General features: G+C 56.5%; 20 protein-coding genes. 4 read left to right on the top strand and 16 right to left on the bottom strand.

What is annotated here, in order from left to right; translation table 11 throughout:
- Positions 1 to 19: 19 nt before the first annotated feature.
- Positions 20 to 1,219 carry a nicotinamide mononucleotide deamidase-related protein YfaY gene (locus G544_RS0109595; protein ID WP_027274397.1) on the bottom strand — a complete coding sequence of 400 codons (1,200 nt, stop codon included), beginning with the start codon at positions 1,217 to 1,219 and terminating at the stop codon, positions 20 to 22.
- Between the two features lie 320 nt (positions 1,220 to 1,539).
- Between G544_RS0109595 and tyrP the strand changes: the two genes are divergently transcribed.
- From tyrP to pabB, 4 genes are all read left to right on the top strand, one after another.
- On the top strand, positions 1,540 to 2,748 hold the full coding sequence (gene tyrP / locus G544_RS0109590; protein ID WP_027274396.1) for a tyrosine transporter TyrP: 1,209 nt from the start codon (positions 1,540 to 1,542) through the stop codon (positions 2,746 to 2,748).
- A 497-nt stretch (positions 2,749 to 3,245) separates the two neighbouring features.
- Positions 3,246 to 4,685, top strand: a complete 1,440-nt coding sequence (locus G544_RS0109580; protein ID WP_027274394.1) for a catalase — start codon at positions 3,246 to 3,248, stop codon at positions 4,683 to 4,685.
- Between the two features lie 103 nt (positions 4,686 to 4,788).
- Positions 4,789 to 5,370, top strand: coding sequence for an anthranilate synthase component II (locus G544_RS0109575; protein WP_027274393.1), 582 nt, complete (start codon positions 4,789 to 4,791; stop codon positions 5,368 to 5,370).
- Positions 5,357 to 7,087 (top strand): aminodeoxychorismate synthase component I, encoded by a 1,731-nt coding sequence (gene pabB / locus G544_RS0109570; protein ID WP_036023773.1) that lies wholly within the window; start codon positions 5,357 to 5,359, stop codon positions 7,085 to 7,087. Before G544_RS0109575 ends, pabB begins: the two co-directional genes overlap by 14 nt.
- A 62-nt stretch (positions 7,088 to 7,149) precedes the next feature.
- Here the strand turns inward: pabB and G544_RS0109565 are convergent, their stop codons facing one another.
- The 15 genes from G544_RS0109565 to G544_RS0109495 all read right to left on the bottom strand — a co-directional run bounded on the left by G544_RS0109565 (position 7,150) and on the right by G544_RS0109495 (position 23,728).
- On the bottom strand, positions 7,150 to 8,100 hold the full coding sequence (locus G544_RS0109565; protein ID WP_027274391.1) for a bifunctional helix-turn-helix transcriptional regulator/GNAT family N-acetyltransferase: 951 nt from the start codon (positions 8,098 to 8,100) through the stop codon (positions 7,150 to 7,152).
- 210 nt (positions 8,101 to 8,310) lie between these two features.
- Complete coding sequence (locus tag G544_RS0109560) at positions 8,311 to 9,396, bottom strand: type I restriction endonuclease (RefSeq protein WP_027274390.1); 1,086 nt, start codon at positions 9,394 to 9,396, stop codon at positions 8,311 to 8,313.
- A gap of 247 nt (positions 9,397 to 9,643) precedes the next feature.
- Positions 9,644 to 11,041, bottom strand: coding sequence for an o-succinylbenzoate--CoA ligase (menE, locus tag G544_RS0109555; RefSeq protein WP_027274389.1), 1,398 nt, complete (start codon positions 11,039 to 11,041; stop codon positions 9,644 to 9,646).
- A complete protein-coding gene (gene menC / locus G544_RS0109550; RefSeq protein ID WP_027274388.1) occupies positions 11,029 to 12,000 on the bottom strand; it encodes an o-succinylbenzoate synthase in 972 nt (323 codons plus the stop codon). The genes menE and menC overlap by 13 nt, the downstream gene beginning before the upstream one ends.
- Entirely contained in the window at positions 12,000 to 12,857 is an 858-nt protein-coding gene (gene menB, locus G544_RS0109545; RefSeq protein ID WP_027274387.1) for a 1,4-dihydroxy-2-naphthoyl-CoA synthase, read from the bottom strand. Before menB ends, menC begins: the two co-directional genes overlap by 1 nt.
- A gap of 2 nt (positions 12,858 to 12,859) precedes the next feature.
- A complete protein-coding gene (gene menH / locus G544_RS0109540; protein WP_245614566.1) occupies positions 12,860 to 13,645 on the bottom strand; it encodes a 2-succinyl-6-hydroxy-2,4-cyclohexadiene-1-carboxylate synthase in 786 nt (261 codons plus the stop codon).
- On the bottom strand, positions 13,645 to 15,321 hold the full coding sequence (gene menD / locus G544_RS0109535) for a 2-succinyl-5-enolpyruvyl-6-hydroxy-3-cyclohexene-1-carboxylic-acid synthase (RefSeq protein ID WP_027274385.1): 1,677 nt from the start codon (positions 15,319 to 15,321) through the stop codon (positions 13,645 to 13,647). Before menD ends, menH begins: the two co-directional genes overlap by 1 nt.
- 268 nt (positions 15,322 to 15,589) lie before the next feature.
- Positions 15,590 to 16,117, bottom strand: coding sequence for a DUF4303 domain-containing protein (locus G544_RS21305; RefSeq protein WP_051155674.1), 528 nt, complete (start codon positions 16,115 to 16,117; stop codon positions 15,590 to 15,592).
- A 64-nt stretch (positions 16,118 to 16,181) separates the two neighbouring features.
- Positions 16,182 to 16,787 (bottom strand): YebB family permuted papain-like enzyme, encoded by a 606-nt coding sequence (locus tag G544_RS0109525; RefSeq protein WP_027274384.1) that lies wholly within the window; start codon positions 16,785 to 16,787, stop codon positions 16,182 to 16,184.
- A 119-nt stretch (positions 16,788 to 16,906) separates the two neighbouring features.
- A complete protein-coding gene (locus G544_RS0109520; protein WP_027274383.1) occupies positions 16,907 to 18,547 on the bottom strand; it encodes a Na/Pi cotransporter family protein in 1,641 nt (546 codons plus the stop codon).
- Positions 18,548 to 18,605: 58 nt separating this feature from the next.
- Positions 18,606 to 19,592, bottom strand: a complete 987-nt coding sequence (locus tag G544_RS0109515) for a nucleoside hydrolase (RefSeq protein ID WP_027274382.1) — start codon at positions 19,590 to 19,592, stop codon at positions 18,606 to 18,608.
- A 24-nt stretch (positions 19,593 to 19,616) separates the two neighbouring features.
- The gene (locus tag G544_RS0109510; protein WP_027274381.1) at positions 19,617 to 20,636 is read right to left on the bottom strand and encodes a LacI family DNA-binding transcriptional regulator; all 1,020 of its coding nucleotides are present in this window, start codon (positions 20,634 to 20,636) and stop codon (positions 19,617 to 19,619) included.
- A 411-nt stretch (positions 20,637 to 21,047) separates the two neighbouring features.
- Positions 21,048 to 22,451 (bottom strand): MFS transporter, encoded by a 1,404-nt coding sequence (locus tag G544_RS0109505; protein ID WP_027274380.1) that lies wholly within the window; start codon positions 22,449 to 22,451, stop codon positions 21,048 to 21,050.
- A gap of 193 nt (positions 22,452 to 22,644) precedes the next feature.
- The gene (locus tag G544_RS0109500; RefSeq protein WP_027274379.1) at positions 22,645 to 23,112 is read right to left on the bottom strand and encodes a methyltransferase family protein; all 468 of its coding nucleotides are present in this window, start codon (positions 23,110 to 23,112) and stop codon (positions 22,645 to 22,647) included.
- Positions 23,113 to 23,167: 55 nt separating this feature from the next.
- Positions 23,168 to 23,728: an SMI1/KNR4 family protein gene (locus G544_RS0109495; RefSeq protein WP_051155673.1), complete on the bottom strand. Its 561-nt coding sequence runs from the start codon at positions 23,726 to 23,728 to the stop codon at positions 23,168 to 23,170.
- Between the last annotated feature and the right edge of the window lie 3 nt (positions 23,729 to 23,731).

Here is a 23,731-nt window from a genome sequence, read left to right as displayed (position 1 = left end):
CAGTACGGCCCGAAGGACGTCAGCGGGAAATCGTTTCCTGCTTTTCCAGCCATTCGTGGTTGCCAAACGCGCTCTGCCCCAAAAGCCAACGGGAAAGCATGTCCAGCGCCAGCGTAACGCTAACCTCCTGCTGCACCTTCACGCTGTGATTGCGTGGCATATAGCGAACGCGCTGCGCAAAAGCGCCCGTCGGCGTATGAAGCGCGACCGACAGTTCGCCGTTTTCATATTCGCCAACCGCCAGCCCAATCAGAGCGCCACGGGCGTCAGCAAAACTTTTTGCCTTCGCCAGCAGCGCTTCCAGTCCGCTTTGCTCGACGTTATGAACCACCTCGCCGCCGCAAAGCGGCGCGTTAGCCGATGATAGCGCCCAATTGAGCAGCCCGGCGCTAAAGCGCTCGCTCAGGGCCAGCGTAAGCCCGCGATCTTTCAGCCTGCGGGCGATGGTCGCGGGCAGCCCTTCCGTTCCCTCGAACATCAGATTGTCGGCAACACCCTGCTTTACCAGCTGCCAGGCGGCCTCCATATCCTCTCTATGCTCGGCCGGGCCGGTCAGCTTCAGCTCGATAATCGGCGCCGAGGAACGATAGCCCATCACACAGCCTTCCGGCAGCGGCAGCGCGTCAAACTGCTGGGCAAGGCCACTCTCTGTCCGGCCGAAGGTCGTTAAGCGCAGGCACAGCGGAGGCTGGGGCAGCGTATAGCGCTCGCGCAGTCGGGGCAGGATTTGGTCCTTCACCATCACCTTAAATTCGGACGGCACGCCGGGGGTAAAAAACATCAGGCAGTCGTTAATCACCAACGAAAACCCACAGGCGGTGCCCACCGGGTTATCCACCATCTCGGCATTAGACGGAAGCATGGCCTGCTTGCGGTTAGCGTCCGACATCGGACGCCCGCGATCGGCAAAGTAGCTCTCCATGCGGGCTATCCACTCCGGGTGTTCCACCAGCGTCACGCCTGCCGCCGTCGCCGCCGCCAGCGCGCTCAGATCGTCGCTGGTCGGGCCCAGGCCGCCGTTAACGATTAGCACGTCGGCGTAAAGGCTGCGCTGCAGCAGAGTGGAAACCAGACTATCGAGGTCATCCCCTACCGTCGTGCGCGTCGACAGCGGCAGCCCCTGTTGAAAAAAGAGGTCCGCCAGCCAGGCCGCGTTGGTATCCACGATTTGGCCGTGCAGAACCTCATCTCCCGTACTCATCATCTCAACTACCAGCATGTGCCACTCCCATCCGTTTTTATCCGCGTTGCTATGTTACGCCGCTTGTTATTGATAATCAGCTAAAAGAGTATAGCCTGCAGGTATTATCTTCACGTATCGATTCAGCACGGCCTGTCTATTTTTCGCTCGCGTGTAAATTAAAAATTACACATGTATCAATAGTTTGACAGCCATAACTATCTCACATACCCTAGCGAACATTCCGGCCCTCTCGTCCCGTTTCCGTTTGGATGAAAGGCAGCCGCTAAGTCGCAGGCAAGCGCCGACTTACGCGTTTACCGCTCCCACATAACATAATGAATAAGAACGAGGTCCGTGTGAGAAATCGCACCTTAGGCAGTATCCTTATCGTGGCCGGTACCACTATCGGCGCCGGCATGCTCGCCATGCCGCTGGCCGCCGCTGGCGTGGGCTTCGGCGTTACGTTCGCCATGCTGGTTATCCTTTGGCTTATGATGTGCTACACCGCTCTGTTGCTGGTAGAAGTTTACCAGCATAACAACGCCGACGACGGTCTGGGCACCTTGGCCAAGCGCTATCTGGGCGCAGGCGGCAATCTGGTAACCGGCTTTGTCGTCATGTTCCTGATGTACGCGCTGGTTGCCGCCTATATCAGCGGCGGAGGAGAGCTGCTGCTGATTAGCCTTAACGACGGCCTTGGCCTTAACCTGCCCCACGTATTCGGCCCGCTGGCCTTTACCGTTATCGGCGGCGGCATCGTTTGCATCAGCACCCATACGGTGGATTTAATCAACCGCATGCTGTTCAGCGCCAAAATCGTTTTTCTCGTCATTATGCTGGCGCTGATGCTGCCGCACGTGAAAAGCGTCAACCTGCTGACGCTGCCGTTAGAAAAGGGGCTGGCCATTTCCGCTATTCCGCTCATCTTTACCTCCTTCGGCTTTCACGGCAGCATTCCCAGCGTCGTGAAGTACATGAACGGCGATATCGCGAAGCTGCGCAAGATTTTCATCATCGGCAGCGGCATTCCGCTGGTCGCTTACGTGCTGTGGCAGCTTGCCACTCTGGGCTCGATTGATTCCAACACCTTTGTCGGCATCATCGCCGCCGAGTCCGGCCTTAACGGTCTGCTGCAGGCGGTGAAAGAAGTGGTCAGCACGCCGAGCGTGGAGATCTCGGTACGCCTGTTCTCCGCTCTTGCGCTGGCCACCTCGTTCCTCGGCGTTGCGCTGGGGCTGTTTGACTATCTGGCCGATATTTTAAAGCGCCGCAACACCGCTTCAGGACGGCTGCAAACCGGCCTCGTGACCTTTTTACCACCGCTGATGTTTGCGCTGTTTTACCAGAAGGGATTCATTATCGCTCTTGGCTTTGCGGCTATCGCGCTATCCGTTCTGGCGCTGCTGCTTCCCGCTCTGCTGGTGCTTCAAACGCGAAAGCTGCACCAGCAAACCTACCGCGTCGCGGGTGGGAACTTCGGCGTAATGACCGCACTGGTCTTCGGCGTGGCGATTATCGTCATCCAGTTCGGCATCGTGTTCGGCTGGCTGCCGCAGGTCGGCTAACCGCCTATCTCTTTACCGTACGGGCCCCTGCGGCCCGTACGTCGCCTGCACCTCAAGTGCGTAGACCAAACTTCTGCATTTCGCCACGGACTTTCGTCATAAATATTCCTAAACTGTGAGCCGACCGGCTTATCTGAAGAAATCCCTCTCGTTATAAAGCCACTGCTATTGATAAGGACTTATCATTCAATAGGAACAGTGATTTAATGCTTATCATTATCCGATTCGCAGCGCATTCCAGAAATTTTCTAATTAAAACAGCGCATTTGCTCGGAGAAAAAATAATAAATAAGACATTCATCTTTTTCTTTAAACCCGCGCTTGGCCCGTTCATTGGCCTTTTGAGACCGACGGGAAACCAAACCGCTATGCATCGGTTTATCTGATTGAGTTAATAGAACCTAGCGATTGGATATAAAAGAACGATAGGCATAACAATAAAGGGGTACACCGAGATTAGGCGTACCCAGGACTTGTAACTTCTACAGGAGAAAATGATGAGCGATAAAAAACTGACAACCGGATCTGGCGCCCCGGTCGTTGATAACAACAACGTAATGACCGCTGGCCCCAGAGGCCCGATGCTGTTGCAAGACGTTTGGTTTCTCGAAAAGCTGGCCCACTTCGACCGTGAAGTGATCCCCGAGCGCCGTATGCACGCTAAGGGTTCCGGCGCCTATGGCACCTTTACCGTAACGCACGATATTACCAAGTACACGCGAGCCAAGATTTTTTCAGAGATTGGCAAAAAAACCGATCTCTTTATCCGCTTCTCAACCGTTGCCGGTGAGCGCGGCGCCGCCGATGCAGAGCGCGACATCCGCGGCTTTGCCATCAAGTTTTATACCGAAGAGGGCAACTGGGACCTGGTCGGCAACGATACGCCGGTCTTCTACCTACGCGACCCGCTGAAGTTCCCGGATCTCAACCACGTCGTTAAGCGCGACCCACGCACCAACCTGCGCAATCCGACCTACAAGTGGGACTTCTTCTCTCAGCTTCCGGAATCGCTGCACCAGTTGACCATCGACTTTAGCGACCGCGGCCTGCCCTATTCCTATCGCAACATGCACGGCTTCGGCAGCCACACCTTCAGCTTTATCAGCGCAGACAACAAGCGCTACTGGGTGAAGTTCCATCTACGCACCCAGCAGGGCATCAAAAACCTGATGGACGACGAGGCGGAAAAGCTTATCGGCCAAGACCGTGAAAGCTCTCAGCGCGATCTGTACGAAGCCATTGAAAAACGCGACTTCCCACGCTGGACGCTGTTCGTGCAGGTCATTGAAGAAAAAGACGCAAGCAAGCTGCCTTACAACCCGTTCGATCTGACCAAGGTCTGGCTGCATAAAGACGCGCCGCTGATTGAGGTCGGCGTGCTTGAGCTCAACCGCAACCCGGAAAACTACTTCTCCGAAGTGGAGCAGGTCGCGATGAACCCGGCCAACGTCGTGCCCGGCATCGGCTTCTCGCCAGACAAAATGCTGCAAGGCCGCCTGTTCTCCTACGGCGACGCGCACCGTTATCGTTTAGGCGTTAACCATCACCAAATCCCGGTCAACGCTCCGCGCTGCCCGTTCCATAACTATCATCGCGACGGCGCGATGCGCGTGGACGGCAACAGCGGCAGCGGCGCAACCTACGAGCCAAACAGCTTCGGCGTGTTCAAAGAGCAGCCGGACTTCAGAGAGCCGCCGCTGACGCTGGAAGGTGCAGCCGATCACTGGAACCATCGGGAAGATACCGACTACTTCAGCCAGCCGAGAGCGCTGTTTAATCTGCTTAGCCCGCAGGAGCACGAGCGTATGTTTAAACGCATCGCCGGCGAGCTGATTCAGGTGCCAGAGCACATCCGCCAGCGTCAGATAGACCTGTTTACACAGGTGCATCCTGACTACGGCAACGGCGTTGCCAGAGCCGTAAAAGAGATGATGTAACCCCTCTCCTCTGCCCGCCCCGCCGCTCGGCGGGGCATTTTCCACTTTCCATTCATCTCCTATTCGCTAGAATGACCGCTCTTTTAAGCAAAAGCGGCCCGGTATGATTCTGCTTCTCGACAACTACGACTCCTTTACCTATAACCTGTACGACTACCTGCGCCAGTCCGGCGTACGAGTGCATATCGGTAAAAACGACGCGCTGTCGCTCAGCGAAATCGCCACGCTTGCGCCATCGGCCATCGTGCTGTCCCCCGGCCCCGGCAGGCCTGAAGAAGCAGGAATTACCCTGTCCGTGATTCATCGCTTTGCAGGAGAAATCCCCCTGCTCGGCGTTTGCTTAGGCCATCAGGCCATTGCCAGCGCCTTCGGCGCCCGCATCGTGCCCTGCCCGACGCCGACTCACGGCAAAACGGCGCTTATCGACCACGATGGGCAAACGCTGTTTCACGGCCTGCAAAACCCGCTTCGCGTCACGCGCTATCACTCGCTGATGGTGGACGCGGCCACACTGCCCGACGCGCTTTGCATTACGGCCCAAACGCAGGACGGTATCGTGATGGCGCTTCGCCACGTCGAACTGCCGATTGAGGGCGTACAGTTTCATCCGGAAGCCATATTGACCGACGGCGGAAAACAAATAATCCACAACTTTCTGGCCAACTATACGAATGAGGTTGCTTAACGTGACGCTGCGCTTTGACTTTGACCAACGGACAATGTTGTTTCGTCGCCCCATTCGCATTATTCAAACGTCCCGCGTAGATGAAGTCGTTGGATGCCTGCATGACGTGGAGCAGGCCGTTGCCCAAGGCTATTACGCCGCAGGCTTTATCGCCTATGAGGCCGCTCCGGCCTTTCAGCCGTTTTACCGCACGCCGCCGCAGGGAGAAATGCCCCTGCTGTGGTTCGGCATTTACCAGAATGCCGAACCGGGCGACGAAAAGGATAAAAGCGCCATCGCCCCACCGCTTGCGTGGTCGCCGTTAACCGACGTTGAAAGCTACCGCAGCGCCATTGTCCGTATTCGAAAAGAGATTTGGGCCGGTAACACCTATCAGACCAACTACACCATTAGGCTTGAAAGCTGTCTGGACGGATGCGACGAGGCGGCGCTTATTGCGCTCTACTCACAGTTAAAAGACGCCCAACGCGCTGACTACTGCGCGTTTCTGGACTGCGATCGCTTTAAAATCCTGTCCGCGTCGCCCGAACTGTTCTTCCATTGGAAAGCGGGAAGCATCACCACACGCCCGATGAAGGGCACTGCCGCCAGAGGGCTGGACGCCGAGGGCGATCTGGCTCAGCGCGCGAAGCTCATGGAATCGGAAAAGGATCGGGCGGAAAACGTCATGATCGTCGACCTGCTGCGTAACGACCTGAGCCAGATAGCCGAACCGGGCAGCGTGAAAGTCCCTAGCCTGTTCGACGTTGAGCAGTACCCTACCGTCTGGCAGATGACCTCTACCGTTACCGCTAAAACGCGTAGCGACGTTGGGCTGACCGACGTCTTTCGCGCCCTGTTCCCCTGCGGCTCTATCACCGGTGCGCCCAAAGCCAGCACCATGAGGCTTATCGCCGAGCTTGAACCGCTGCCGAGAGAGGTTTACTGCGGCGCCATTGGTTACGTTACGCCACAGGGCGAAGCGCTGTTTAACGTACCTATCCGTACCGTGGTTATCGACACGCAGACCTCCGTCGCCCGCTACGGCGTAGGAGGCGGCATCACCTGGGACTCCAGCGCGGAAAACGAGTATCAGGAAGTCATCGACAAAACGCGCGTGCTTAAAGGCCTCCAGCAGCCTGAGCAACTGCTGGAAAGCCTGTTGCTCAAAGACGGCAGCTATCGCCTGTTAGACAAACACCTTAACCGTCTGTCCGCCTCGGCCCGCTATTTCCGCTTTCGCTTCAACCGGGAAGAGGCCGAGCGAGCCCTGCAAAATCTGGCTTTGCTCCATACTGACGGCAGCTATAAAGTTAGGCTGCTGCTTAACGCCGACGGCGAACTTGAGCTAAGCGCCGAAGCCGCTACGCCGCTGACGGCCCCGCTGTCCGCCCGCTGGGCGCCCTTCCCGGTCAACAGCCAAAACCGGCTGCTCTACCATAAAACCACCCTGCGGGACGCTTATCCCAAGGCCTCTCTGGACGATGAATATCTGCTGTACAACGAGCGCGACGAAATCACCGAGTTCGTCAACGGCAACGTCGCGCTGCTGCTCGATGGCCGCTGGCTAACGCCCGCGCTTACCTGCGGCCTGCTGCCGGGCACGGAGCGTGAAGCGCTGCTTGCGGCGGGAAAGATTGAAGAGGCGGTCATCCCCCGTAAGCTGCTTGCGCAGGCACAGGGGGTGGCGTTTTTTAACAGCGTTAGGGGATGGAGAGAGGTGGTGTGGGTGGAGTAAACGCCTCTCTCCGGTGGATTGACTTCGATTTAACGTGTCCTCGTTCGAGAACGATAAACGCATCACGGCCTCTTGCGCGTAAACTGCTGCTCCGTCACCACGCTCCCCCACTGGCTGCCCTCTTCCTCATGAACGAGAACAAACCCGTGCGATTCATACAGACGCCTTGCCGCGTCCAGCCCCTTAAACGTCCAAAGCTGGATGGCCTTGAACTCGTGCCGATCGCAAAACGCCAGCGCGGTCTCAATCAAAATCTTTCCCACGCCGCTACCGCGGCATCCGTCATCCAGAATAAACCAGCGTAAATGCGCCTCGCCGTTGCCCAAGTCCTGACCGTCGATCGCAATGGAACCGACGATCCTGTCGTTAAGTATCACAGCCCAAACGCCGTTGCAGGGTTCATCAAGACGACCAACAAATTCGGCAATGCCGGAAGCGACCTTGCTTTCAAAATACTGGCCGAAGCCGGAATGCGTTGAATAATACGCCGCGTGCATTTCCGCCACCCGACCAATAAGGCCGGGGCGGTAGCCTGCTTCAATTCTTATTTCACTGGGCGCTGCGCCTGCTTCCCCCGTTCGGCGAGATTTAAGCGCCTGGGCGTAGCAGGAAATGCCCTGCGCAACCGCCTGCTGCTGGGCAGGATTAAGGCGCTGCATCGCCGTTTCCACCTGCATGCGTCCGTAAGCGTGGATTTCTTCGACGGTACGCTGGCCCTTGGCCGTCAGGCGCAGCTGCTTAAACCGGCCGTCGCCGTCGACGGGCAACTCTTCAAGCTCCCCGGCTTTAATCAGCTTGCCAAGCATCCGGCTCACGCTGGACTTTTCAAGGCAGAGCGCCTTTGCAAGCCTGGCCGCCGTCATGGTCTCGTTCGATTCGATCTCAAGCAGCGCATGCACCGCAGAGGGAGAGTAGTCCGTCGCCGCCAGCGTCGCATTCATAAAGCCCAATTCGCGCACCATCAGGCGGGAAGCGGAACGTATTTTTTCGACCAGGTTTGTGTTGCTCGTCATTATGGGAGCCTCTTATTGTTATATAGTTGCATAATACAACCAAATAACAATATCATGAAGGTTGAAAGGGAATAGAGGATCCGGTCACATAAATTGCATATGATGAAATAGCGATGCAACGAATCACTATATGTAACAACCTTAGAACAAAGTCTTTTAGATAGAGGGAGTTAAAAGAGGCCGTATGACGGCCCCTTAAGGATGCATTTATTAACAGTACAACATCACCGTTTCTTTCAGCTTATCCGCATAATTGTATAATTCATCAACAGAATCAATTGGATAACGATTTTCATTTTTCTCAGAATCAAAAATACCGATATACTTTTGGTTTCGGTTGAAGTGTAGTCGGCAAATTGGTTTACGGTTATTATCATCAAGAAGAATACCGCAGTAACTTTGCGTATCCCTGATAGCTATTCTCTTCACATCAACAGCTGCGCGGACAATAGCTTTTACAATATGGAAACCTTCAATTTCTTCCTGTGTCGTAACAATTTTATCTGGCTCTTCTTCCGCCGAGGTGGTTGAGCTTATATCGTTTTCTTCCTCAACTATAGAAGCAGGTAATTTAGTAGAAATACCACTCATTGCTGATTTCAACCGATCGTTGACCTGCTCATTCAAATACTGTGCAGCCGCCTTTTTAGTTAATTCAGTAAATTGTTCTCTGACTTTTTGAGTAATCATCCCATCATAAACCCTACTGGCTATAAATCTGATGAAATCATCCTCTGGTTCTATAAACTGAGTAGAAATAACTTTCTTAATCTGACTGACGTATTTTAGCTCCCCAGCGGCACTAATAATGGATTCAACGTCAAAATCTGATTTAGTTAATTTAGAAAGCTCAGGAACGGAATACTCGTCGATATCTAAAAGATCCAGCTCTAAGAATGGCTTTTCATCCATTTTATTTGACGCATCAAGATCGGTGAAAAACTTATATACCTGTCCATTCGTCAAAATGGCTATTCTGGCATTAGTTACGTGAAAGTAGCGAAAAAGCTGCCCAGAATGATTTAAATTCAATGGTTCACCCAATTTCTTACACTCGAACAGCATTTGTACTTCACCATCTTTTAAAATAGCATAATCGACTTTTTCACCTTTTTTAGTTCCTATATCACAAATAAATTCAGGAATAACTTCAGTAGGGTCAAAAACGTCATAACCTAGGACGAAATTAATGAATGGCATAACGAAGGCATTTTTTGTTGCTTCTTCCGTTTTTATGCTATCTCCTTGCTGAGTAATTTTCATAGAAAGATTTTTTAGTTTCTCAATAAGTTCCATATTCAATCCCTTTACGACATTTAATAAAAAATATTAATCAAATAATTAATGCTAAAACACTAAAAAACTTACGAATGAAACACGACCTTCCTGAGAATAAATAATTAGGCGTTCATGTCAATGAATAAAGTGAGGTGCTATAGAAGTGAATATAAAAATAATTTTTTTATATTTTAAAAAAATAAAAAGAGAAATACAGGTCTCATTATATAAACCTTATATTTCTCTATTTAATAAATAAAAATGGCTACATCTGCTTCACCCACTCCCTCACCGCCTGCCGGGAGATCTTAATCCCCCCCTGTTTCAGGCGCTCCGGCAACAGATAGTACGCATCGGGAATTTGGAAGCGCGGAACCTTACCCTCAAGCCAGGTAGACAGCTTAGCGATATCAAAACCGATGTCGCTGTCGATCACCGCTACCGGCCGTTGGCCGAACTCAGCGCTGTCGATGGGTACAACAAAAGCCTGATGTACGGCGGGATGCGTGGCCAGCGCCCGTTCGATGTCTTCCGGCTGGATGCCCTCTCCGCCGCTGAAGAACAGGTTATCCAGACGCCCCTGAACGAACAGCTCGCCGTCTCTGATTTCACCGCGATCGCGGGTGTGAAACCAGCCTTCGGCATCGGTAAGCTCACGCACGTGCCCCTTTTGCCAGTAGCCGAGCGCCTGACCGCTGCCCTTAAGCCAAATCTCATCGCGCACGATGCGAAGCTCCCGCCCCGGCAGCGGCACGCCTACGCCCGCGCTGGCGTTCGCCGGCTTGGCGCAGGCGGTAGAGGCCATCTCGGTCATGCCGTAGCCGCACCAGCAGCTGATGCCCACATTCATAGCGCGGGTGGTCAGCTCTACGGGGATAGTCGCGCCGCCAAGTAATACTTGCTTTAACGCCAGTCCGGACGCGGGCTGCTCCAGCAGGCGCCAAAGCTGAGTTGGCACCAGCGAAGCGTGAGTACAGCCCGAAAGCGCGTCTCCCAAAGGGTGCATATTTCGCTGAACCAGCGTCGCGCCCTTAAACAGCCAGCGCCAGAGGATACCCTGGCCGGACACGTGAAACAGCGGCAAAGACAGCAGCCAGCGGTCGCCGACCTCAAACGGCATTCGCTGCAGCAGCCCCCTCGCGTTCGCCAGGTGAGCGCCAGGGCGATGTACCACCGCCTTGGGCAGGCCGCTGGAGCCGGAGGTTAGCGTCATGGTCAGCGCGCTGTCGCACGGCCATGGGGCATGCTCATCCTGGTAGTCACAGCTCAAAAGCTCGGCGGAAAACGGCGACAGCGGCGCGATATCTGAACTCCAGACGCCGTTGTGCGCGCACCAGCCGTAGTGAATATCAAGAGAAGGCAGCAGCTCCGCCAGCAGAGATTCCGGCAGTTGGGGATTAAGAGGTAAAACTCTGGCGCCGAGCTGCAGCACGGCCAGATAGGCCAACAGCAGCTCTTCGCCGTTTTTCCCTCTCAGAGCGACACCCTGCCCTTCGCGCACGCCGCTTTGGTAAAAGCGAGCGCACAGGGCGTTGACTTCCTCCGCCAGCCGCAGCCAGGAGATCTCCCGTTGGCCGCGGATCAGGGCAATCGCGTCAGGACGCTGGGTTGCCCACTGCCGCCACGGCCAGTCAAAAAACTCCGGGCAGTCTAACGGCGCCATACGACGTCCAGCGAGTCAAGGCCCAGTACCGGCAGCGGGCTGTCCGGCCATGAGCGAACCAGCTGGGACTGCATCAGAGAAAGCGTATCCAACCCCGGAATGGTATTCGGCGTCAGCCACGCGGCGATGCGGGCCAGTTGGGTTAAGCCAAAGCTGCTTTCAATGGAAGAGCTGATGACCGCCATCATACCGGCTTCATGGGCCTGCTGAACCAGACGCTGGCAGCGCTGTAAATTACCCACCAGCGTAGGCTTGATGATAATCGCCGCTACGCCCTGCTCGGCCTCTACGACGAAGTCCGGCTCGCGCACGCTTTCATCCCAAGCGATAGCGATCCCCGTTTCCCGCGTAAACTGACGGGACTCTTCCCGAGTTTTGCAGGGCTCTTCCAGAAACTGAATGCGGGGGCGCAGCTCGGGGGCAACGTACTTCACAAAGCCGTCGGCCTTGGCGCGAGTCCAACTGCGGTTGGCGTCCAGACGCAGCTTAAGGTCAGGGATAGCTTCCAGCAGCAGGTTGACGATCATGCCGTCACGCACCGCCTCATACAGCCCTACCTTCACTTTCGCCACCTTCTCGCCCTGCATCGCGCCCAGGGCGGGAAACAGCTCGTCCGGGTCGCCGTTGCACAGCGGCGCCTTTCGGTAGTCCGCCTTTTCGGGAAGCGCCCCCTCAAGCTCCGCCAGCGCGCAGCTCAGGCCGAAAGAAACCGAAGGCAGCGCGCAGTCGAACGCCTGTTCGCCATTAACCCAGCTATGCAGCCAGCCTAAGGTGGCCGCTTCCGCATCGTCCAGCGTCTCCTGAGAGAACTCCGGAAGCGGGGAGATTTCTCCCCACCCCTGCCTGCCGTTCTCTTCCAGACACACCAGCAGGCCGTCGCGCGTTTTTAACCGCTGATTGCGCAGGATAACGCCTGCCTCCATCGGCAGGCTAAAGCGGTAGAGTTCGACCCGGCGCATTACGGATTACGCTTAAATTTGCTGAAGTCCGGCTGGCGCTTTTCGTTGAACGCGTTGCGCCCCTCTTGTCCTTCTTCGGTCATGTAGAACAGCATGGTGGCGTTGCCCGCCAGCTCCTGCAGACCGGCCTGACCGTCGCAGTCGGCGTTGAGCGACGCCTTCAGGCAGCGCAGCGCCATCGGGCTGTTGCGCAGCATTTCACGGCACCAGCGAACGGTTTCTCTTTCCAGCTCGGCGACCGGCACAACGGTGTTGACCAGCCCCATGTCCAGCGCTTCTTGAGCGTTGTACTGACGGCACAGGAACCAAATTTCGCGCGCCTTCTTCTGGCCGACGATGCGGGCCATGTAGGATGCGCCCCAGCCGCCGTCAAAAGAGCCGACCTTCGGGCCGGTTTGGCCGAAGACGGCGTTTTCAGCCGCAATGGTCAGGTCGCACATCATGTGCAGCACGTGGCCGCCGCCGATGGAATAGCCGGCGACCGCCGCAACGATAGGCTTCGGACAGGTGCGGATCTGGCGCTGGAAGTCCAGCACGTTGAGGTGGTGAACGCCGCTGTCGTCCTTATAGCCGCCGTAGTCGCCACGCACGCGCTGGTCGCCGCCGGAGCAGAAGGCCTTTTCGCCTTCGCCGGTCAGGACGATAGTGCCGATGTTGTCGTCATAACGCGCGTCAGACAGCGCCTGGATCATCTCTTTGACCGTCAGCGGACGGAATGCGTTACGCACCTCGGGGCGGTTGATGGTGATTTTGGCAATCCCTTCGGCCGACTTGTGGTAGCGAATGTCTTGAAATCCTTCTGAGCAGTCCTGCCACTCTATCGGGGCGTACAGTTCTTCTTCACTTGGATACAGCATGGTTAGCATTCCTTTAAAAATGTAAGCAAACTTTTGGCAAACCCCTCAGGGTTGCCGCTATGTGCGTTATGACCCGCCGCAGGGACAATACGCAGCGGAAAATGGTTTTCCAACGCAATGCGCTGAAACTTGAGATCCCGTTCGCCGCAAAGGTAGCAAAACGGGAGACGCCGCTTTTCAACCGCGTCGTTTAGCCGCGCCGTTAACCAGGGCTGGCGGCCAAGCGAAGTGGCCTCAAGCATGTCGGCAACGGTAAGGGCGTTGTTCCTTATGCGCTTTTCAATCATGCGCCCGCGCGCATCGTCGTCCAAATCGGCAAACACCGGCTGTCGATACCATGCGTCCAGCGCTTCATCGAAGGGAAGCTGCCGAAAGCGTACGGCCCACTGGGCATCGTGGGCCCGTCGGGCGTCTCGCTCGGCGGGATCGTCAAGGCCGGGGTTGCCGCCTTCAATGGCCAGGCCGCACAGGCCGCCGCTCTGGCCAAGGGCTGCATGATACATCGCCGTTCGGCCGCCGAGAGAGTAGCCGACGAGTATATAACGATTAATATTATAGGCCAGCAGGGTTTGCGCCAGTAAATGGTCGAGGTGGTCAAAGCTTTCAACGCCAACGGAGCGGGATGCGCCGTGGCCGGGCAAATCCAGCGTAGCGCAGGAATAGCGGCTAAAGTAAGGCAGCACCTTTGCCCAGTCTTGACCGTCCCCCAGCAGGCCGTGAATAAACACCAGCCAAGGAGCGTCGTCGTCCAACGGACGTTCGGCGGGGTAGCGCGTCAAGCCCAGCACTAAAGCCGCTCCGCGTCGGATACCAACTGCTGCAAGGCGCGAGCGCCGTCGTGGGGCGCAACGCGAAGCTCCAGCAGCAGCGTTCCGTTCGGCTGACGCCAATGTTCAGAGACCGCCTGCTTTAGTTCCTGCCAGCTTTCCGGGCGGACGTAGTCCAGTCCAAACATTGCCGCCGCGTGCTCAAAGCCGAAGCCGTGCGGCATGCGGTAGAAGCGCTCGCGCTCAACTTCCGGCGTTGGCAGCAGCGAGAAGATCGAACCGCCGTCGTTATTCACCACCACCAGCACCGCCGGCCGGCAGGTCTGACTAAATAGCGATAACGCGTTGAGATCGTAGAGCGCGGAAATATCGCCGATAACCGCCAGCATCGGAGCATTCGCGCTGCGTTGAACGCCCGCCGCGGTAGAAATCAGGCCGTCAATGCCGCTGGCGCCGCGGTTGCTATAAACCGGATATCCCGCAGGCAACTGCGCCAGCGCGTCAATCAGGCGAACGATCAGGCTGTTTCCGGCCCAGAACAGGCCGCCTTCGGGCAGCAGCTCAGGTAAACGGCTGGCAAACTGCGCTTCGCCGAAGCGCTCGGCCAGATAGCCCTGCGCGTGCCGCTGCGCTTTCTGAGCCAGCGCTCCCAGCTCGGGGGCCCAGGGCGCGGCATCGGTCGTCGGATGCATCGACAGCCATTCGCCAATGTCGCCCGTGATGCGTCGACCGCGATGGTTGGCCGGATCCAGCCTGCCGCGAACGCCGTCGACAATCCAATACTCTTTGGGAGAACACCCCGCCTGCCACTGAAGCATGCGCTTACCGGTCAGGCTGCCGCCGAACTGAATGACGATCTCTGCCTGCGCCAGCCGTTCCTTGGCCTGCGGATTATTCAGCCACAGGTCGGCACAGGGAAGCGGCTGACCGCAGCTGGAAAGCACGTCGCCGAGAAGAGGCCAGCCTAATTTTTGCGCCCAGGCGGCAACGGTCCTACCCTGCGATGCCGTCAGGCGAGCGGCCACCACCACGCCTCGGCGAACGCGCCACGAATCCCAGTCGGGTTCGGCGCGCAGCGCTAGCGCACCGGGCAAACTTAGCCAAGGAGAGGTTTCATTCCACCACTCGCCCAGCGCGTCGGACCACGCGCTATAGGCGCTTTCGTCCCCGCCGTAGAGCGGCTCGGCAAACGGGCAGTTAACGTGTAGCGCCCCCTGTGACAGCCCGGCCACCGCCTCGTCAACCGCAGAAGCCAGCCAGGCGGCGGAAATATCGGGCGTCGGGCGCGGTAGAGAAAGCGTCGCGGAAGGATGATGAGAAAAAATGTCCGTCTGGCGGATAGCCTGATTGGCGCCGCAGTCAATAAGCTCCGGCGGCCTGTCGGCGGTTAACAATACCAAACGTTCGCCGGTCAGGCCCGCTTCGATTAGCGCAGGATAAAGGTTGGCGACGGCGGTCCCGGACGTGACGATAACCGCAACCGGCCTGTGGCTGACTTTCGCCATGCCGAGGGCAAGATGGCCCAAACCGCGTTCATCAAAGTGGGTATGGCAGGTCAGTTTCGAATTCGCCGCGGCCGCCAACGTCAGCGGCGTAGAACGAGAGCCGGGCGCGATGCAGACGTGTTCGACTCCGTGGCGCGTTAAGGCTTCCAGCACGACCGAAGCCCAACGGCGATTAAACACACTATTTGACATAGCCCTATCGAAAACCATTAATTATTTGATTTTTATGAAGATAAGTTTCATAACCGGCAGTTATTTTACACTAAGGCAGCCCAGGCGACAATGAATGCGCCCGATGAGGCTCCAATAGCCACAACGCATTGTTTATTAGAAAGTTATGAAGAAAAATGGCGGGATTTCATCAAAGAAAATCTGCTGAAGAGAACGAAAAGCGCTTTCTTTCGCATTTTTAGACACAGTTAGAAACACTTAATTTAATGAGGCCGTTGCGGGATACCGCTTAGTCAAGGCGGAAAAAGGCGCTGTCGCCGGCGGCGTTCAGGCGCTTCTGGCTATGGTGCGGCTCTTCTTCGCGATCGTAAACCAGCACTTTGAAGTCCTCGCATTTGGGAATGGCGGCAAACGTCGGCGACCTCATAAAGTCAGCCATGATGCCCGACAGCAGGCTTATCCAGTAGTGGTACTTCTCTTCACCGTTGACGGAAAAGTAGTCATGTTCCTCATCGCGAATGCAGTTCATAGAGCTAAAACATGGGTACTTCCAGTCGCCGGTGTTGTACTTCAGGCTTAAGATGCCCTCATCGGAAAGGTAGTATGCGCCGTTAGCGCCGGTTTGGTAATAATGCAGGATTTCATTCAGGTGTTCAGAAGTGGTCAAGCACAGGTTGAGCTCGACCTCTTCATGGATATTGCAGTCAAACGCAAAGGCCGAAAAAATCTCTTTGGGATGCGCCTCAACAAAACGGCTGACTTCATTTTTCACAAACTGCGCGATCTCGTCGGCAGTCTCTTCGGCATAATATCCCAACGTTGTTACTCCTCCAGGCCATGTCGACTCCGCATCGCCACCGAGGGCAGTTACAGGACGCGGCCTAATGATAATACCAGTCCGGCTCGGCTTCGCTTGCATCCGGGTGGCTGCTGTATACCGACTCAAGCTCGGGATAAAACCACAGGCTGGCCGGCGTCACCGTTTTGCGTTCCCAAGGAATCGAGCCCAGAAACCAAAAGTTCCAGAATTGTAACCGAGCGTTTGGATTACTGTTGAGTAGTTGATCAAAAGTTTCGATCTTGCCCACCGGAATCGATAACGCGTCGCGATAAATATCAAATACGAACTTTGAGCAAAACTGACGCGCAGAGTCGTAGTTAAATCCGGTATGGTAAAGTTTCCACAGCCGGGAAGGCACCTGCTCGACGATCGCCTGCTTCTGTTTTTCACAAAGCCCGCCGCTCAGTCGGCGAATGCCGTAGCGGCCATCGACGGAGCGATTGATAAAGCAGCTGAGGGTTGTGGTACAGGACAGCGGCACGCGGCTCTCCGCCACGATATAGTCGCTGCCGTCGTGGCCGACGATAATGCCGACGTGGTTGCTCCAACAAAGAGAGGCCGCTGAGATCTGGCGAAACAGGGGGTGACCGATACAGGTAAAGACAACGTCGCCAACTTCATAGTTTGTAGGGTAGTCTGCTCGCATTTTGTGGCTCCTTCACGTTACAAAGCGATATCCCGTTATTTCCTATAAAATTAGCCGGTTGAATGGGTGAATTCAATCTGAGCAACAAACCTTTACCCACGGCTTACAAAGCTGACAAATCAGGCAGCACCCGCCTCCGCGTCTGCGTTCTCTTCGTCCTGCACTTCCAGCACGTAATAGGCTACGGCGCAAAACAGCGAGTTCAGGCGCTTCATGTCGGCCAAAAGCCCCATGTGCAGTGAGCTGGTCTCCATGCTTTGTAAATTATTCTGGTGCAGCCTTTCGACGTGAGCCAAAGAATAACGCTGATTGAGCAGGCGAAACCTGTGCTTGGCGCGACGCAGGCGCCTGGCGTTATCCACCTCGCCGGACAGGAACACCGACATCGCTAAATCGAGGTTTTTAACCAGCCGCGCGTGCAGCGTGGTTAAGTCCTCAATGCCCTTTTGGGAGAAAAAGCGCTGGGCGTTCAGCGATTTTGACGATACTTCCGCGGCCATGCGGTAGATAATGTCGCCCGCCTGTTCCAGATTGACCGCCGTGCCGATAATTTCCGCCCAGCGACGAGAGTCGCTGTCGCTCAGGCTTTCCTGCGGCAGCCGGGCCAGATAAAGCTTGATGGCCTCGTACAGCATGTCGCTTTCGTCCTTCAAGTGGGTCACTACCCGCTTGTGCTGGGCGTTGCCCTGTAATACCTGCTGAAAGCCCTCCAGCATCTGGCTGATAACGTCGCCCAGCCGCAGCGTTTCTCGCACTGCGTTGGCCAGCGCCAGCGACGGCGTATCGAGCGCCGAGCGGTCCAGATAGCGCGGCGTAAGCCGCGTCTCGGTCGTCGGCTCATCGGGCAACAGGCGCTCCATCAGGCGAGCGACCGGCTGCACCAACGGCAGCATGACCAGACAGCGCGCCAGGTTGTAAACCACGTGGAAATAGATAACGACGTCCGCAGCGGGCAGCCCATAGGGCTTCACCCACTGGGCCAGCATCGTCACCCAGGGGGCGACCAGCAGGCAGCCAATAACCTTAAACAGCATGCTGCCCAACACCAGCCGCCTGGCGGTCGTACCCTGCCCCCGGCTGCTGATCACCGCCAGCGCGCCGCTGCCCAGATTAGAGCCAATCACAAGCGAGAGCGCAATATTAAGCGGCACCAACCCCGTCGCAGCCAGCGTTGCCGTCAGCAGCACCGCCGCCAGGCTGGAATAGGTGAGCATGGCGAACAGCGCGCCAATCAGCAGCGCGAGGATCGCATCCCCCGCCAGCGATGAAAACACCTCCTGCACCGCGCTGGCTTCCGTCATCGGCTTGGCCGAAATGACGATAAGCTGAAGCGCCAGCAGGATAAGACCAAGGCCGATCCCCGCTCTGCCCACCTGACCCGCGCGGGTTTTCTTTTGGCTTAGGAAGGCAATCACGCCAAACAGGATCAGCAGAGGAGACAGCCAGGAAAGATCGAAGGTCAGCACGCGCGCCATCAGCGCCGTACCCACGTCGGCGCCGAGAAGGATGGTCAGCGCTGGAGACAGGCCAATCAGCCCCTGTGCGACAAACGAAATGACCAGCAGCGCCGTCGCGTTGCTGCTTTGAACCAGCGCCGTCACGCCCAGCCCCGCCACAAAGGCGCTCCCCTTTCGGCGCACGCTGGCGCCGAGGGCGCGGCGCAGGTCGGCGCCGAATATCCGCATTACGCCGGTACGAACGATATGCGTTCCCCATACCAGCAGAGCGACGGAAGAGAGTAAGTGCAACAGCGTTAGCATAATGGCGTCCCGTTTCCCCTCGTTACGAAACAGAAGGGAGAATCTACATTAAATACAACTAACCTCGAGTCTGGCTCAGCGCATGATAAATAATGGACAGCAGCTTTTGGTTATCCACCTGATGCAGTATTTTTACCGGCCTTCCCTGAGGGAGCGCAATGCCGACGTCCAGCCTCAAGCTATCGGGATCCCAGCGCCAGGTCGTTCCGCGCGCGAGTCCCCTTTCCAGCGCAACGTCAACGTATTGATGCAGGCTTGTTGCAACGCTTTTATCCAATAGCCAGGCCACTGTCAACACGTCGTGGATCCAACAGCCCGGCAAACGGCGCGTTTTCATCGAATAGTGGATCCAGGGGCGAACGGTTTCCGCCAGATAGTCGGTCAGCGGCGAGCCGATTTCAGCAATCCGATCCAAATCTTCAAACACCATCTGGGTTTGCACGGTGGCGTCCATCGGCACCAGCGTGACGTTGGCGCCGCTGGTCAAGACGACGTGAGCCGCTTCGGGATCAACGCCGAAGTTAGTATCTTTAATATAGCCCTCAACGTTGAATACGCCACCCATTATGATGATTTCTTTAACCTTTTCCGCCAAGTCAGGATACAGGTGCATCGCGTGGGCAACGTTGGTCAGCGGGCCGATAGCAATCAGGGTTATCTCGCCGGGATTATTGCAGATAAGCTCGCCCATGGCGTGAGCCGCCAGCGGACATTCGCTGCTCACCGCGTAGGGCGTCGGCACGTTGTGCCAGAGGTCCGTCAGGCCCGCACGCGCCGCGCCGTTGTCCAGCCTGTCGCGCCACGGCCCTGAAGGCTCCACCAGCGCACGGGAGGCTCCCCGACGCACGGCGATATCCAGCCCCATCCGCTCGGTCAGCGTGCGCGCTACCGAGAAGCCCACTTCACTCGGCGTATTTCCCGCCACCGTGGTAATCAGCTCCAGGCTGATTTCTGGCGCGGCCATAGCGACAGCCAGAGCCAACCCGTCATCAACGTTGGCGCCGGCGACGCCGTTGCCGGGATCGCAATCAATTATTAAACGCATAGTTTGTTTTTTCACTTGGTCGATTCACTTTATCAAGGTCGGGCAGCACCCACATGATTCGCCAATCAGCAAATCAAACGAAAATTCCCTCAGTTCTGGCGTGCCGTTCCAGTTCTTAAGCATTTCAATCGCCGCTTTCGCCATCGCCTTAACTGGCTGGCGTACGTGAGTCAGCGAAGGCACGTTGAACTCCGATTCGACGGTGCCGTTAAAGCACACCAGCGCCACCTCCTCAGGAACCTTGATGCCGCGCTCAGAAAGCGCCCTCAGGCAGCCCAGCGCCTGAAGTTCGTTGGTGGCGAACAGCGCTCTGGGAAGCGTACCTTCAAGCATTCGGCAGGCGGCCTGATAGCCGCCTTCTCGGGTATAGGTAGTGGAAAATATCCACTCCTCCTTCACCGGAAGCCTGGCTGTTTGCAGCGCCTCTCGCCAGCCGCTGATGCGATCCTGCGTGTTCAGCATCTCCCTGGGGCCGCAAATAATAGCGATGTCACGGTAGCCGTGTTCCGTCAGGTGGCGGGTCGCCTGAAATGCCGCCGCCCTTTCGTCAACGCGGATAGCACTGACGTTGAGCGCCGGATCGACGCGGTCCAGCATGACGAACGGCGTACCCGACGCCTGAATCAACTCAATATAGGGGTGGCGGTCGACGCTGGTATACAGCAGGCCGTCAACCTGTCGATGCAGCAGGTTATTGATAAGCTCAAGCTCCCGCTGGCGGTTGTCGCCGGCGTCTCCCAAAAGCAGCACCTGACCGTGTTCGAAGGCCTCCTGCTGAAGCGAATGCGCCATCGAGGAAAGAAACGGGTTGGCGATATTGGGGATAATCAGCCCGTAGGTGCGCGTAGTGCCCGACGCCAGCGCGCGCGCGATGCCGTTAGGGCGATAACCGGTCTTTTTAATCGCATCGAGAACGCGCTGACGGGTCGCCTCAGCAACCGGACGAGGCCCGTTGTTAATCACATAGCTAACGACCGCAACGGAGGTTCCCGCCTCCCTGGCGACGTCAGCGCGCGTGACGCGACGAGGATGTTGATTTAGCACAGCGTATCCACCTACCTTAACGGACAGAGATATACCCTAAATAATTCGAGTTGCATGACAAAACGCCTGTGGCGTTTTGAACAGCGCTTGCGCTGGCCCTGTAAGGGTGAGGCCTTCAGGCCGAATCACGCGGCGATGCAGCGAATCCCTAGGAGCTTACAATAGTAAGTGACTAGGGTGAGCGACAAATCTGTCTGGAGCAGATTTGAACGCCGCTTGCGGCGGCCCGTAAGGGCGAGGCCCACGGATGGGCCGAGTATTCAAAGCCAACGCACAGGCAGCTCGAAGTATGACGGGTACAAAACACCCAGTAATCAAACCGTTGTACAGCATACCGAACCCCAGGGCTGAAAAATACCGACTAAAGCAAGAACTCGTGCTCCGGTCGGCATTTTTCACTAGATGGCGAGCTTAAATCGCGTCTTCCGGCAGGTTCAGATCGCGCCCGCGCGTTTCCGGCGCAAAGAACGTGGTTACAAGTCCAATGCCCGCCATCAGCATAAAGTAGACGGCGATCGGCCACCAGTGGCCGGCAAACGACAGCATGAAGGACGCCACCAGCGGCGCAGTGCCGCCGGACATAATCGAGCCCAGCTCTTTAGCGACCGCCATTTTGCTGTAGCGATTGGTGACGCCGAACAGCTCAACGCCCCATGCGGCCTGCACCCCGAAGATGCCTAATGAGGCTATCAGCATGCCGACGATAATCGTCAGGATAACGATAATCGGCTCGCGGGTATCCAGCAGCATAAATGCGGGCACGGCATACAGCACCAGCAGCAGGCAGAACCAGCGGTAGGTAATGCGTCGGCCAAAGCGATCGGACAGCCAGCCCGACAGAGGAATGATAAGAAATCCCAACAAAGAGGCGATAAACACCGCCATCGTCGGCACCGACTTGTCGACCATCAGCACCTTGGCCACGTAGCCGACGATAAAGCCCTGCGCCAGATAGGACGGGCCGTTCTCACCGATGCGAAGCCCCACCATGATCCAGAAGGCCTTAGTGCGCTTCCAGAAGCTCTTCTGCTCGCCGGACTCCTGCTCATGCTTGCGCCCTTCTTCCATCGCCGCGCGGCGCTGCTCTGCCAGCAGCTGCTTTTGGCGTTCGAATACCGGCGTTTCGCGCATGTGGCGGCGGATAAACAGCGCCACGGCGGCAATCAGAATGCTGGAAAGAAACGGCACCCGCCAGCCCCACTCCAACAGGGTTTCGCGATCCATCTGCAGCACCAGCAGCCATACCAACGAGGCCAGCAGCGTGCCGCTGTTGGAACCCAGCGCGATAATGGAAGACACCAGCCCGCGGCGTTCGGAAGGCGCGTACTCGCCCAGCATCACCGCGCCGCCGGAAAGCTCCGCACCTGCCCCCAACCCCTGCATAAAGCGCAGAAACGCCAAGCAGGCGGGCGCCCATAGGCCGATGGTCGCATAGCTGGGGATAAGCCCGATAAACGTCGTCGATGCCCCCATCAGGGTGATTGTCACCACCATCACCAGCTTGCGCCCCTTGCGATCGCCTAGCCAGCCAAACAGCAAAGCGCCGATCGGGCGGGCAATAAAGCCGACCGAGTAAGTAGCGAAGCTGGAAATCAGCGCTACTATCGGCGTCGCGTCAGGAAAGAAGACGTCGCCGAAAATAATCCCCGCCGCCAGGCCGTAGAGCGCAAAGTCAGCGTATTCCATCGTAGTACCCAGCCAGCAGGAAAGGGTCGCTCGCCAAAAGTCTTTGCGCCCCTCCTCCGTGGACAGGCGTTCGTCCGCAGCGAGCCGCTCAGACTGAGCGGCGGTGCCAGAATCATGCGTTATTGTCATTATTACGATCCTTACTTTTGATCCAACCTATGCGCTGGCTACCGTTCGGCAGCTCAGCGCGGCTAAACGACCAACACGTTTTTAATGCGAGTGTATCTACTCGCGTAGATAGATCAAGTCTACCCGCGTAGAATTAAACATTGATCACATTTCTCTTTGATGACGATCGGGTGAAAAATCGATTACAGCGAGCTTAAATCCAGCGCCGCACGCGCTGCCGGTAAAGGCGATAGCGCTCGCCAAAACGCGCTTCCAGCGCCCGCTCCTCCGGCACGATCTGAAAGCGGGTGATATAGGCGACAAACAGCGCTACGGCAAGAAACGTAAGGGGATTGGCGAGATAAAAACAGAGGCTCAGCAGCAGCAAGGCAAACGCCAGATACATCGGGTTACGGGAAAAGGCATACAGACCGCCTTCGACCAGCGTGGTTGCAGCGTCCACCCGTACTGGATTAACCGTCGTTTTTGCTCGCCAGAAGGAAATCAGGCTAACGATGCCGATAGCGCCGGACGCCACGAAACAGAGAGCGCATAAAAACCACGCGAGTACCGCTAGCGGAAAATGAACGGGGATAAGCCAACTTAGAAAAAGCGCCAGCAGCACGCAGAGCGCAAACGTCACCGGTGGGAGAATGCGGAGTTCAAGACGGGAAAGATTCATGAGGTAGGTCCCTTAACGCAAGATAGCCAGCGTAAAAATGCGCCGAGTGCAAAGGCTAATTTACCACCTCCCGCCAAAACGAGGTACTCGCCTGTGCGCCAACGGCCTTTGATATTTCATCAGCCCCGCCGGCGTCAAAAAACGCCGAGCCAACGCCGCGGATAAAGAGGCTAAAGCTTGAGGCGACTCGCTCAACGTCCGCCATTGAAGACTCGCTGGTTATCGCGTACACGGCTCCGTCAAGCGTATTCAGCAAAAGGGTGTAGGGATCCGTCAGGGCGATAACGATAATGCCCTCCGGGCGCGTATCGCCGGTCCACCATTGGCTAAAGTCATCCGGTTCATTAACGGCTATCAGTTGCTGAACGTATCCTTTTTCCCCTGAGCTAAAATGGACATTGCCTAATGAAAAATCGTCAAAGTCATAGTGGGAAATAATGTCTTTAAACTCGTCGGGCAGCGCGATCCCCAAAACCCGCTCAACTTCAGCACTGTCGCTTTCCGTCGTTCTCTTTTTAAGCAGCAGATCGCCCAAATCCAACTCTTCAACTAATGGCTGAAATTTTTCGCTCAGTCGGCGTGCTATTTCTTCGATAGTCAGCAGCATGTCCGCCATATA

The sequence above is a fragment of the Leminorella grimontii ATCC 33999 = DSM 5078 genome, from assembly GCF_000439085.1.
Classification (GTDB): Bacteria; Pseudomonadota; Gammaproteobacteria; order Enterobacterales; family Enterobacteriaceae; genus Leminorella; species Leminorella grimontii.
This window is presented reverse-complemented; position numbering and strand designations above follow the sequence as displayed.

Coding starts and splice junctions, on each gene's coding strand:
- menC (WP_027274388.1), bottom strand. CDS start 12,000: ATGCGCCGGGTCGAACTCTACCGCTTTAGCCTGCCGATGGAGGCAGGC.
- G544_RS0109505 (WP_027274380.1), bottom strand. CDS start 22,451: ATGACAATAACGCATGATTCTGGCACCGCCGCTCAGTCTGAGCGGCTC.
- pabB (WP_036023773.1), top strand. CDS start 5,357: ATGAGGTTGCTTAACGTGACGCTGCGCTTTGACTTTGACCAACGGACA.
- G544_RS0109515 (WP_027274382.1), bottom strand. CDS start 19,592: ATGCGTTTAATAATTGATTGCGATCCCGGCAACGGCGTCGCCGGCGCC.
- G544_RS0109520 (WP_027274383.1), bottom strand. CDS start 18,547: ATGCTAACGCTGTTGCACTTACTCTCTTCCGTCGCTCTGCTGGTATGG.
- menD (WP_027274385.1), bottom strand. CDS start 15,321: ATGTCAAATAGTGTGTTTAATCGCCGTTGGGCTTCGGTCGTGCTGGAA.
- G544_RS0109495 (WP_051155673.1), bottom strand. CDS start 23,728: ATGGCGGACATGCTGCTGACTATCGAAGAAATAGCACGCCGACTGAGC.
- G544_RS0109565 (WP_027274391.1), bottom strand. CDS start 8,100: ATGACGAGCAACACAAACCTGGTCGAAAAAATACGTTCCGCTTCCCGC.
- menB (WP_027274387.1), bottom strand. CDS start 12,857: ATGCTGTATCCAAGTGAAGAAGAACTGTACGCCCCGATAGAGTGGCAG.
- G544_RS0109560 (WP_027274390.1), bottom strand. CDS start 9,396: ATGGAACTTATTGAGAAACTAAAAAATCTTTCTATGAAAATTACTCAG.
- G544_RS0109580 (WP_027274394.1), top strand. CDS start 3,246: ATGAGCGATAAAAAACTGACAACCGGATCTGGCGCCCCGGTCGTTGAT.
- G544_RS0109575 (WP_027274393.1), top strand. CDS start 4,789: ATGATTCTGCTTCTCGACAACTACGACTCCTTTACCTATAACCTGTAC.
- menE (WP_027274389.1), bottom strand. CDS start 11,041: ATGGCGCCGTTAGACTGCCCGGAGTTTTTTGACTGGCCGTGGCGGCAG.
- G544_RS0109525 (WP_027274384.1), bottom strand. CDS start 16,787: ATGCGAGCAGACTACCCTACAAACTATGAAGTTGGCGACGTTGTCTTT.
- G544_RS0109500 (WP_027274379.1), bottom strand. CDS start 23,112: ATGAATCTTTCCCGTCTTGAACTCCGCATTCTCCCACCGGTGACGTTT.
- G544_RS0109595 (WP_027274397.1), bottom strand. CDS start 1,219: ATGCTGGTAGTTGAGATGATGAGTACGGGAGATGAGGTTCTGCACGGC.